At 41.9% G+C, this 12,450-nt stretch carries 8 protein-coding genes and 1 pseudogene; 4 read left to right on the top strand and 5 right to left on the bottom strand.

What is annotated here, in order from left to right; translation table 11 throughout:
• Positions 1-150 precede the first annotated feature (150 nt).
• On the top strand, positions 151-1,053 hold the full coding sequence (locus BP549_RS00710) for a proline iminopeptidase-family hydrolase (protein WP_292377415.1): 903 nt from the start codon (positions 151-153) through the stop codon (positions 1,051-1,053).
• Between the two features lie 40 nt (positions 1,054-1,093).
• Here the strand turns inward: BP549_RS00710 and BP549_RS00705 are convergent, their stop codons facing one another.
• The 3 genes from BP549_RS00705 to BP549_RS00695 all read right to left on the bottom strand — a co-directional run bounded on the left by BP549_RS00705 (position 1,094) and on the right by BP549_RS00695 (position 7,090).
• Positions 1,094-3,517, bottom strand: a complete 2,424-nt coding sequence (locus BP549_RS00705; protein WP_292377413.1) for a S9 family peptidase — start codon at positions 3,515-3,517, stop codon at positions 1,094-1,096.
• Between the two features lie 78 nt (positions 3,518-3,595).
• On the bottom strand, positions 3,596-5,965 hold the full coding sequence (locus BP549_RS00700; RefSeq protein ID WP_292377411.1) for a S9 family peptidase: 2,370 nt from the start codon (positions 5,963-5,965) through the stop codon (positions 3,596-3,598).
• Positions 5,966-6,010: 45 nt separating this feature from the next.
• A complete protein-coding gene (locus BP549_RS00695; RefSeq protein WP_292377409.1) occupies positions 6,011-7,090 on the bottom strand; it encodes a C45 family autoproteolytic acyltransferase/hydolase in 1,080 nt (359 codons plus the stop codon).
• 274 nt (positions 7,091-7,364) lie between these two features.
• On the opposite strand from BP549_RS00695, the gene BP549_RS00690 reads away from it, so the two are divergent.
• From BP549_RS00690 to BP549_RS00680, 3 genes are all read left to right on the top strand, one after another.
• The gene (locus tag BP549_RS00690; RefSeq protein ID WP_292377407.1) at positions 7,365-8,174 is read left to right on the top strand and encodes a serine hydrolase domain-containing protein; all 810 of its coding nucleotides are present in this window, start codon (positions 7,365-7,367) and stop codon (positions 8,172-8,174) included.
• Positions 8,171-8,806 carry a hypothetical protein gene (locus BP549_RS00685; RefSeq protein ID WP_292377406.1) on the top strand — a complete coding sequence of 212 codons (636 nt, stop codon included), beginning with the start codon at positions 8,171-8,173 and terminating at the stop codon, positions 8,804-8,806. The genes BP549_RS00690 and BP549_RS00685 overlap by 4 nt, the downstream gene beginning before the upstream one ends.
• A gap of 1,283 nt (positions 8,807-10,089) precedes the next feature.
• Positions 10,090-10,287, top strand: coding sequence for a serine hydrolase (locus tag BP549_RS00680; protein WP_292377404.1), 198 nt, complete (start codon positions 10,090-10,092; stop codon positions 10,285-10,287).
• Positions 10,288-10,457: 170 nt separating this feature from the next.
• Here the strand turns inward: BP549_RS00680 and BP549_RS00675 are convergent.
• Positions 10,458-11,269, bottom strand: a pseudogene (locus BP549_RS00675) (DUF169 domain-containing protein).
• Between the two features lie 271 nt (positions 11,270-11,540).
• Positions 11,541-12,065, bottom strand: a complete 525-nt coding sequence (locus tag BP549_RS00670; protein ID WP_292377403.1) for a hypothetical protein — start codon at positions 12,063-12,065, stop codon at positions 11,541-11,543.
• Positions 12,066-12,450: the final 385 nt, after the last annotated feature.

Raw genomic sequence — 12,450 nt, 5'->3', positions numbered from 1 at the left:
GATGGCAGCAAAGCAACTTCTAGTAAAAATAACCATATAACAACCACAAATTCGTAGGTGCTGTTGTTGTAGCTATAAGCGTCTCGAGTAACTTGATAAATCCAGACACTATTTATATAATATTGTTAATATAATATCCAGTGAAGAATTATGAATTATGAAGGAGAGGGTAGTGCCAAAGGTGTCGAGGGTTATATCCCAGTAACTGGCGGGAAAATATGGTATAAAATTGTCGGGGCAAATAGGAAAAAAATCCCTCTTCTGGTATTGCATGGTGGCCCTGGCGCACCTCATGACTATCTTGAACCCCTTGAAGCTTTGAGTGACGAACGACCAGTGATTTTCTATGATCAACTCGGGTGTGGCAATTCCGATAAGCCCAGCGATAAATTCCTTTGGACAGTGGAGCGCTTTGTAAGTGAGCTTGAACAGGTTAGGAGCTATTTGGGTCTTGATAAAATGCATCTGCTTGGCCAATCATGGGGAACTATGTTAGCTGTCGATTTTATGTTAGTTAAAAAACCTAAGGGTGTAATGAGCCTAATTCTCTCAGGTCCTTGCCTCAGTTCCTCGCGCTTCGCCTCAGATCAGAAACTCTATCTTTTGGAGCTTTCGGATGCTCTCCAAAAAACAATTAACGAGAGTGAGATATCTGGATGTTTCGACTCCAAGGAATATCAAGATGCTATGATGATTTATTATAAGATCCACGTCTGCCGCCTGGATCCCTGGCCGGACTGCCTAAATAGAACTTTGGAAAAATTAGGGCACGAAGTCTATGAACAAATGTGGGGTCCAAGTGAGTTTACACTTACAGGATGTCTCAAAAATTATGAGCGAGTAGATTTGCTGAAAGAAATATCTGTTCCTACCCTTTTCACCTGCGGACGCTATGATGAAGCTACCCCGTCTTCAACTACATACTACCATAGCATGCTCCCGGGCTCTGAGATTGTTATCTTTGAGGGCGCCTCTCATGAACATCACCTTGAAAAAAAAGGTGAGTATCTTGAGGTTGTGCGAAATTTTATAAATAAAATAGAAAATAGATAACTTTTCAACACCTCTTTTAAACCTAGATACCACTAAAAAATTAAGTTGTGCCCTTCAGGTTTTCCACGAAGTAATCGAAAACCCTGTGCAATAAATATTCATTCTCCGGGAAGTCATCATGGTTTGCGTTGGGCACAATTAGCATGTCAAATTTCTTATTTGCTTTTATGAATGCATCAACGAGCTGCATAGTCTGGGAGGGGTGGACATTATCATCCATATCTCCTGTCACAAGTAGGAGATGCCCTGTCAGATCCTCAGCCTTCAATTCAGTGATCTGCTCCGTGTAATTGCTTACCTGGGGCATACCCTCGTATTTCTCTCCCCAAGATGCCACATAATATCGACTATCGTAGTTGCCTGACGATGCTACACCCACCTTATAGAACTTCGGGTAAGTAAGGAGTGCCTGAGCTGTCATGAAGCCTCCTCCTGAATGCCCATACATTCCAACCCTATCCAGATCCATGTAAGGCCGATCTTTGGCAAGCTGTTGTAAGCCATTCATATGGTCGGCTAACCCTCCAGCAATGCCAAGGTGGCCATAAGAAACATCGTGGAAGGCTTTGGAACGACCAGGAGTTCCAGGGGCGTCCATAATTACCACAATGAATCCTATTTCAGAGAGAGCCTGGTTCAGCCAAATTGGGTTCCAGCCTCCAGCAATATAGGGGAATGATTTGGGTGTTATTGTAGTCTGCGGGCCTGGGTATACGAACTCTATTACCGGATATTTCATAGATGCATTGAAAGTAGTTGGTCGGATGATTATGCCATAAATATCGTACTGACCATCTAATGATTTTACGCTAAATCTTTCAGGAAACTTCCAGCCCATTGAGAGCAGGTCGTCGATATCTCCCTCTTCCAGAGTGAGTAGTGTCCGTCCATCATTTGATCTTAGCACGGTAACTGGCGGAAGATCCACTCGGGAATAAGTATCGACAAAGGTACTTCCATCCAGCGACATACTCACATGATGATCCGCATCCTCAGGGGTGAGAAGTTCCAGGTTGCTCCCGTTTAAGTTAACCCGGTATAAGTGTTGATAATATGGATCTCTACCTGTTTCCCTACCTCCAGCAGTGAAATATACCAGTGACCGGTTTTCATCCACATAGAAGAGATTTCTTACAGTCCAGTTCCCTGCTGTAATGGGATTTTTCAGGCTGCCGTTCTTATCATAGAGGTAGAGATGACCATAGCCACTACGTTCAGAGAACCAGATGAAGTCGCCGTTATCTAGTACCTTGAAATTTGGTTGTTGCCACTCAATATAAGTAGGTGCGCTCTCGTTAAGGATTTCTTTTGTTTGACCGGTTGAAGGGTCTATTCTCAGAAGGTGAAGCTTCTTCTCATCCCTCTCATCGTAAATTGAGTAGAGAGTATCACCTGCTTTATCCCATTTGTAAGGGTACTCTAAATCCAATGTCTCAGGGAAAGCACTATGTTGAACAGGAATGACCTTCCTCGAAACAACATCCAGCACTATGGGCTCATACATTGGTATATATTCGTCCCCTGGCATGGGATACTTATATGTCCAAACCTTTGGCCTGGAGCTATTCTCGGGCACGTATTGCAGCAGCGAGATAGGTTCGACATTCCTTTCATCCATTTTGAATGTGGCTATTTTTCTTGAATCGGGAGACCATTCTGCAAGAGGCTTGGATTTTATCCCCAGACGCTCCTGAGACAATTTTTCATTGTAGTTATCGGAGTACTCACCATAGGCATAGTTTTTAATGCCATCTGCAGTTAGAGGATAAGTCTCGCCAGTTTCCGTCTCCCTGATCCATAAATTGTGATCCTGAATAAAAACGGCAAGCTTTCCATCAGGTGAAAGCAACTCCCCCTCCGATTCCTCAGCCCAGGGCGAAGCATTACTGACACGGTAACTCTGGAGGTCACATTGCCAGGATTTATTGAAAGCAGAAAAACGTATGCTTTTCATGCCAGGCAGGAATGAGATCTTATCGAAGGGAAGATCTGAGGAGTTGACCGTGGTATTGGATGCATTAGAGAGAGCCTTAGCAAGCAGCTCATGATTGAAGGCTTCATCCTTAGTTAGATTTACAGTATCTGCGAGCATGAACTTCTTGCCTTCACGGTCATTCTTTGTGTACCAGAAGGAGTTAGTGCCGTTTATCCAATTAGGAGTAATGCTGACATTGAACATCGATGCAGTTGCATTATCAGGCAAGAATTTATCTGCGTTTTCATAGCCAGTGAAGTTGGCTGAGAATTCAGCCACATTGGTTGAGAAACCAGTCTCATTTTTAGTCGCATTATCAATAGTTTCAGCTTCTGCCAAAGGCATCATTGCAGACAACAGTAGAAGAGATACCAGGGCTAAGGAAAAAAAGCAGATGCTTGTGAGGCTCTGCCTTTTAGACGGCCTATTTTTAGATGGCTTAATAGGTGATGGTTTTGGATCTCCCAGTCTAGCAAGTAAGATTTGCATATTGACCCCCTTTCTTTTTGGACAACTAATGAAGATATGATGTTCTTATGAGTCTTTCTGATTTAAATCAAATAAAAATTAAGGTGTGCCTTTCAGGTTTTCCACGAAATAATTGAAAACCCTATACAATACGTATTCGTTATCTGAGAAGTAATAGTGGTTTGCATTTGGCACAATTAGCATGTCGAATTTCTTATTTGCCTTTATCAACGCGTCAACTAGCTGCATAGTCTGGGAGGGGTGGACATTATCATCCATATCTCCTGTCGCCAGTAAGAGATGCCCTGTCAGATTCGATGCCTTCAACTCAGTGATCTGCTCAGTGTAATTGCTTACCTGAGGCATGCCCTCGTATTTTTCCCCCCAAATTTCCGAGTAATATCGGCTGTCGTAGTTACCTGATGATGCTACACCCACCTTATAGAAATTGGGATAAGTAAGGAGTGCCTGAGCTGTCATGAAGCCACCTCCGGAATGTCCATAAATTCCAACCTTATCCAGATCTATGTAAGGCCTATCTTTGGCAAGCTGTTGTAGGCCATTGACATGGTCAGCCAGCCCTCCAGCAATGCCCAGGTGCCCATAAGAAACATCGTGAAAGGCTTTGGAACGACCAGGAGTTCCAGGAGCGTCCATAATTACCACAACGAACCCCATTTCAGAAAGAGCCTGGTTTAACCATACAGCCTTCCAGGTCTCTGCATCTTCATAGGGAAATGTCTTTGGTGTTATTGCAGCCTGCGGACCAGGGTACACGTACTCTATTACCGGATATTTCATAGATGCATTGAAAGTAGTTGGTCGGATGATTATGCCATAGATATCGTACTGACCATCTAATGACTTTACACTGAATCTTTCAGGAAACTTCCAGCCCATTGAGAGCAGGTTGTCGATATCTCCCTCTTCCAGAGTGAGGAGTGTCTTTCCATCATTTGATCTAAGAACAGTAACTGGCGGAAGATCCACTCGGGAATAAGTATCAACAAAGGTACTTCCATCCGGTTCCATACTTATTTGATGATCTGCATCCTCAGGGGTGAGGAGTTCCAGGTTGTTCCCGTTTAAGTTAACCCTGTACAAATGTTGATAATAAGGGTCTCTACCTGTCTCCCTACCTCCAGCAGTGAAATATACCAGTGACCGGTTTTCATCCACATATAAGAGATTTCTTACAGTCCAGTTCCCTGCTGTAATGGGATTCTTCAGGCTTCCATTCTTATCATAGAGATAGAGATGCCCATAGCCACTGCGCTCAGAGAACCAGATGAAATCGCCATTATCTAGGGACTTGAAATTTGGTTGTTGCCACTCAATATAAGTAGGTGAGCTCTCATTAAGGATCTCTTTTGCTTGACCGGTTGAAGGATCTATTCTAAAAAGGTGAAGCTTCTTCTCATCCCTCTCATCGTAAACAGAGTAGAGAGTATCACCTGCTGTGTTCCAATAATAAGAATATGTTAGCTCCTTGGTCTCCGGATAAGCACTATGTTGAACAGGAATGACCTTCCGCGAAACTACATCCAACAACATGGGTTCGTACATTGGTATATATTCGTCCCCTGGCATGGGGTACTTGTATGTCCAAACTTTTGGCCTGGAACTATTTTCAGGCACGTATTGCAGCAGCGAGATAGATTTGACATTCCTTTCATCCATTTTGAATGTGGCTATTTTCCTTGAATCCGGGGACCATGTTGTAGGAGCAGGCGGCTCAGGCTTTATCCCCAGGCGCTCACCGGTAACAGTAGCATTGAAGAAATCTGAATCCACATAGCCATAGTCCTTAGTGCCATCTGCAGTTAGAGGATAAGTCTCGTTTGTTTCAAGCTCTCTAATCCATAAATTGTGATCCTGAATAAAAACGGCAAGCTTTCCATCAGGCGAAAGCAACTCTCCTTCGGATTCCTCAGCCCAGGGAGAAGCATTGATGACAAGGTAGCTATTGAGATCACATTGCCAGGATTTGTCGAATGCAGAAAAGCGTATGCTTTTCATGCCAGGTAGGAATGAGATCTTATCAAAGGGAAGATCTGAGGAATTAACCGTGGTATTGGACGCGTTAGAGAGAGCTTTAGCAAGCAGCTCATGGTTGAAGGCCTTATCCTTAGTTAGATTCACAGTATCTACAAGCATGAACTTCTTGCCTTCATGGTCATTCTTTGTGTACCAGAAGGAATTAGTGCCCTTTATCCAATTGGGAGTGATGCTGACGTTGAACATGGATGCAGTTGCATTGTCAGGTAAGAATCTGTCAGCTTTCTCATAGCCAGTGAGGCTGGCTGAGAATTCAGTTGCATCATCATTAGTTCCAGCTTCTGCCAAAGGCGTCATCGCGGGAAACATTAGAAGGCATACCAGGGCTAAGGAGAAAAAGCAGATGCTTGTAAGGCTCTGCCTTTTAGGTGGCTTAATGCTCAATAGCCATAATGCTCTTGGGATCAGCATATTGATACCTCGTATTCACTCGATCACTCAAGAAAATGCTCATTTTTAGTTAAATAGCGGCTTCAGATCTACCTCAGTCCATTCCTGTACCTCTGGTACTCTGACCCAAACCTTCAGCTCTTTGGGCACGGCGACTATTTGATAACTTGTGACGTTGGGAGCTCTAAATGCTCCACCTTTCTCCAGGGGTATGCTCATAGTCTCCATCATGACTTCGGGATTAAACTTTCCTTTATATTTCTCACCCAAGGCAAGCAGATTTGCACGCCTATGTGCTGTAAATGCGGGGTCCTGATCGTCTAATGCAATAGACGCTAATCCCCAGAAAGGATCGACGAAGTGATTTGTGGCTACCAGCAGGCCATCCTTATCGGGTGCCCTGCGCACGACATCAGAGGTTGCCCATTCGTAGGAATAGGCCCCTGTTTCGTTAGCTACGTTCACTATGTACGCATTATCAGGATAGGATGTATGGAATTGTGCGTCAATCTGATCGAGATCAGCCGAACTCTCCAGGAATGAGAATAAAGAAACTGGAGAGAATACTCTATTATCACGCTGCATATTCTCGGAGATCTGGCCGTTGTTAAGCTCCAGGAACATCCCTTCTTTATTCATGCCTGAGGTCACATAGATAACTCCCGTGTAGGTTATGCTTGCTACTGGGACACTTCCGTCATCGGGGTTGTAGACGGCTACAGTTGCGTAATTAGCGAATTTTGGCCCCATATCGTAGTTTCGACCGAAGACCAGAGGGCCACCTGAAGTATAGTTACCCCAGGCAGCGACTCCTGAGCACTGCCCTTCCTGTAAGTTTACGTAGGTTTCTAAATCATTGACTATCAGCTGCTTATCAAGCCCTAGACCTGAGGTCTCAGCCATTCCGTATATGATCTCCTTGTATCTATGCGGATAAAACCTGAAGTTAGATCTTGCATCCTGCAGCATGACATCATATGTAAACTCGGGATTTTTGTCGAAATCGGCGCTTATATTACCGTAAATTTCGTTCAGCTCCTTCTTTTGTAGCGCCCCATACTGTCTTCCCATTTCCCTATAGCTACCGTGAAGCTCGACTACGTTCAGAGATCCAGTTTTGTAGAGCTTGCCGCCCTCAAAGGTCATTATAGGAGTTTTGGTATTCAGGACTAAACTTTCATTGTCAGCGCTTGCTCCCATTGCAGGCTGCCAAGCTATAGCCAGGAGTATGAATAGTAATAAAAAATGAACTATCTTCTTTGCAAAAAATACGCTTCGGCTAAATTGACTCCCCCCAGGATCAAAGTATGATTATAAATTATAAATAGATTAATTATAAAATTTGCTATTATAATATTTACATACAATATGCTCTGAGCTTATGTTATCGTCCAAGATAAACGCAAATGGGGAGATTTGTATGAGAGCGATAGAGCTTCTATGTATTGCGCTAATGGTCGCCCTGATAGCACCATCTGCAGTTGCTGCTTCTAATAATGTAACCAATGCCTCTAATGTAACCGATTTCAGTTTCCTGGATGAGACAATCCAAGAGGAGCTTAACGTAACCAACACGCCAGGATGTGCCGTTGCCATAGTTAGCGGCGATAAGATTGTTTATGCAAAAGGTTTTGGCGTGGCCAACGTGGAGACAGGACAACCCGTAACACCAGAGACTCTGTTCATGATAGGCTCCACTACAAAACAATTCACTGCCTATACACTTATATCTATGGCTGAAGAGGGGAAGGTGGATATCAACAAGCCCGTGGGCTATTACATAAAAGATCTAAGCCCGAGACTGTCCAATGTTACAGCCAGCCAGCTTCTCAGCCATACAGCTGGCCTCAAAGAAGAATCTGGAGATTACGAGAAGGAACGCTTCGATGTAGAATCCGGTCTGGAAGAGTATATAAGGACATTGAACGACTCGAGTTTCTTCACTGATCCCGGAGAGGTCTTCTCTTATTCAAACACAGGTTTTTCCCTGGCTGGCTACCTGGCTCAGATTGTGGGAGAAAAGCCTTATCCTGATGCTGTGGATGAGAAAGTCTTTAAGCCTGTGGGCATGAATAACTCTACGTTCTATCTGGAAACTGCTGTGACCCATCCAATGTCAATGGGACACACAGGCAATACATCGGCAAAGGTAGAGGTCTATAGACCCTTTGAGGAAGATGTTCCCTTATGGCCTGCTGGATTTTTCTCTTCTCCAATGTCTATGATATGAGTAAATTTGCTACGGTCCTGATGAACAATGGTACCCTGGATGGCAAGCAGGTTCTCTCATCTCAGGTGATAAAAGAAATGTCTACTCCTCATACTCCGCTTTATAGTGTATATCCTAATGGAAGCTATGGATATGGATTAATGTTGCATAAATACCGAGGCGTTGACGTAGTGGAGCACGGAGGAAACCATAAAAGTTTTTCTTGCGTTTTTAAGATGGTACCTGAGCACAAGTTCGCCGTGATCATCCTGGACAATGGTGAAGGTAGAGATATGCCTAACTCCACTAAGAAAGCTTTTGAGCTTATGCTACCTCTACTAAAGCCGGAGGTTCAACAAAAGCCTATGGAAATGAACGAGTCTGAGATGGTAAGGTATGTAGGCAACTACTCATTGGAACAGAACCAGAACCCTCAGACTGAGAATATCACCAGTGTCATAACAAAAGATAACAAGCTTATACTTAAGGGCAAGGAGCGTGAGGTTGCTTTAGAGAAGGTGGGAAAGGATCAATTCACTCTCACTATTCCTGAGAATCCCGAACCCATGTATTTCGGGTTCGTACCAGGTAAAGATGGAAGGATCAAATACTTGCATACTAGTTTCAGAGCCTTCCCGAAGATAGAATCTTAGGAACAAGCTGGCTAGAGGGAGTATCCCATAATTCCCTCTCTAAACTTTTAGGGCCTTATTAAGTCCTTTAAAACCTCTCCTTATCTGTATATATCTTAGATCTAATTGATTATGTGTAATCTATGGATTAATCTCTTCACTTTAGCACTTTTTATTCAAGAGCACTAGTTCATAAGTATCTTTTTAATTTCGTGTCCCAATATCTTTGCGCTACAGAATTTTTTGAAAAAGCTGAAACCAGCTAAAGAAGATATAATTCTAAGAAAATATGTGAAAACTTGATTTAATAACTTCAGGCTTTAATTATTATTAGTTTCTTATTTATATTTCTACTGTACTTTTATTCATTGAAAAAATTATATTTATATACTACTGTTGATTCTCAATAACACAATAAAATATATTTAAAAAAGAAGATGGGGGTTTATACTTGGAAACTCAAACATTGAATAAACTTAAAAAAGCAATGGCCATTTTGTTGGCTGTTTTGTTTTTAGTATCATTGACAGCCGCAGCGACAAGTGCAATACCTTGTAAGGGACCGGCACCTAAGTGTCCTCATCATGATAAAGCGATATGTATCAATGGACACTGGAAATGTTTAGAGACACCTTGTAAGGGACCAAAACCTGTGTGTATTCATGGGACAGCGATATGTATCAATGGGCACTGGTACTGTAAGTAAGGAACCAGCAATTTGTGTATTCATGGGGAAGAGGTTTGTGTAAATGGGATATGTTTATATTGGACACAAGCCTGGTTGTCCTATTGGATAGCATGCTGTTTGTCTCAATGGAAATTGGAAATATATGCGGTACTAGTAACAAGTCATTAAATATTGGATCATTTTTAATATTATATTTATTTTCCTTGAACTTTACTAGATATTTATATGAATTATTCATTACACGTAACTACTTTATATGAATTATTCATTACACGTAACTACTAACTTGATTTTGCACCTCGTAGCTTAAGTCTTGACATCTTAGATTAAAGCTCATCTAAAAAGCCGTTTTACCTTTCTAAAAAACCATTTTATCTTATCGTTAACAGTTCCTAGGATTGTTTTCATGATCATGGACTTGATTGATTATTCAAAGTATAAGTTTAGAAAAACAAACATTGAAGTTTAAGATTTATGTGCAGTGATAATGGCTGCCCTGATATCACCATCTATAGTTTGCCTCTAATGTATCCTATGCCTCTAATGCAACCGGTTTCAGTTCCCTGGATAAGGCTATCCAAGAAGAGCTTAACGTAACCAACCCACAGGATATGACGTGTCTATAGTCAGTGGCAATAAGATAGTTTATACCAAAGGCTTTAGCGTAACGAACGTGGAAACTGGACAACCCGTAACACCAGAAACTCTGGTCATGACAGGCTCCACTACAAAAACTTTCACTACCCACGCTCTATCTATGGCTGAAGAGGAAAAGATGAATATCAACAAGCTAGTGAGTTATTACAAGATCTAAGCCTAGGGCTGTTCAATATTACAGCCAGCTCTCACTACAACTGTAATAAAGAGCATTCTTATTAACTTAGGTTGGAATTAGTCAGATCTGGTTTTGATCTCATGCGGCAGTGCCTTGTGTGCCCCTGCTTGTGACGTGGTGCTCTGCCATCTTTTCACTGGCATTACTTCTCAGTCACCCACCATTCTCTTCCATAGACTCCTCTCAAGGAAGCTACCCTCTACGTTTACCTCCATTTCCAGGAACATCCTGTATGGCACCGTCAAGGTTAGGATATCCTTGCCAAGAAGGCCTCTGACTGCCATCCTGGGTTCAAGATCAGTCAATCCAAGGATAGCCCTGGGAGTCTCGGACTTTGCTTCCATGAAGGCTAAGATGCCTATCTGGGTGCAGCCAGCCCCCCAAGGCACTATAACGTTATCGTTCTTCTCTTTGTCATAATTAACTAGAGTAATCAGGGCAGAGAGCTGGTCGGGATTGGCCACAAAGGATATTACCACAGGCTCTTCACCCTCAGCTAAATCCCTTAATGGCTTGAAGACAACGTACTTTGATGGACATCTATCGTCGGTAGATTCTCCAAATATTTACCTACCATATTTGGGCTCTTCTTATAGCCTTCTCCCTTCAGAAAATACTCGGCCATTTCCTTATTGCGTAGCCTCTTCGCCCCCTCCACCATATCCTCTTTTCCCGAAGATTCGAGCCCTGTTGAAAGGAAGTATTTAAAGGCCTCTACTCCCAAAGGAAAGTTCTCATATTGCTTTCCGAAGCCAAGGCCTATGCCACCACCAAAGCAGCCAAAGGTAGTCTTACTGAAGGCAGAAGTCTTTCCTTTAGCTGCTGCCTTGGCGAACATGCTCATAATACATCCGGTTCCAACTCCCTTGAACTGCAGAGAGCCTTCTGGAAGACAATCGCTCCAGAGAATAGCCACAGGCTCAAATTTTAGTCTTAATGTTTCAGCGATCTTACTTTTCATGAATGTTCCCCATCCATTGGCCAAGTATGCGCCCTAGAGCCCTGTACTTAGATATTAATACACTTTTTGGATAATGTTTAGTTTATAGACCAAAATTACACATTTAAAGAAATCTGAAAAATCTGCACTTCGATATATTTTTAAAGTAGCTTGAGAAAGCTGATGACTTTCATCCTCCACCTGTTGGGCTGACACTCAGAGAAAAGAAACTTCATGCCTGAAAGCTAAAAGATTGGGTCGTCACTGTTATTAGGATAACTCTTATTACTTTTCAATTACAGAAACCTCTTTCCAGTGATTCTCTTTGCCCAATATTGTCTTCTCCCCATTTTTGTTTAACCGCCTCACTCCACTGGAGTTTACCATCTCCAATCATAGATTTTGGAATTGCAAAAATGTTTTCTCTAGTGGTTCTGGAAACCCCAGACTTTGACAATTTATACTGATTTGCTTTTTCATCATATACCATTTGATGATCAAGTTTAAATGCACTCACTATCTCGGAAAATTTGCCGCTAACCTTATTTAATTCTTCTTTTGGCTCTTTTCCTCTCCTTCGCTTCATTTTCTCAATTTCAATTTCTTCATTTCTTATATCTTCCAAATACCACAAGCTTCTATCAATTTCACTTTTAAATACAATCATATGCCATTTCAGGGACAGAGAATATGGTTTTCTTAAAAGTTCATGTAATTCATTAATAAGATTATAATCATCTGTCGTATTTTCAATTTCTTCCATTACTCTTTTCATTCTGGCAAGATTTGCCCTCTGTCTTTCTTGACTTGTTGCCATAACTATCAACAACATAATAATTTTAATTAGACTGTTATATACAGGAAGCATATTTTAAGCCTTTGTTAGTAGAGAATAAAGGAAAAAGTTAGCCAAAAATTAGGCCTTTTATGTCACATAATGTCAAAAATAGATATGTATTAATGCCTGAATATTTTCACCACATTCCGGATAAAGATAAAATGTTGACCTGCAATCTTTGCACCAGTTGATCACGCCGTCCACTTTGTTGCTGGAGTTTCTTGATCAAGCCTTTTTTGAAAAAGCTTGTGATCACGCCGGATAGAGTTAGAGGATATGTGTCTCAAATTCAAATGTGAGCCGTTTTCGCTCAAGCCATTTTTCAAAAGGCTTACTTCAAGTCTCCATATTGTTTAAATAATTG

Source organism: Methanosarcina sp. UBA289 (genome assembly GCA_002496565.1).
Taxonomy (GTDB): Archaea; Halobacteriota; Methanosarcinia; order Methanosarcinales; family Methanosarcinaceae; genus Methanosarcina.
This window is presented reverse-complemented; position numbering and strand designations above follow the sequence as displayed.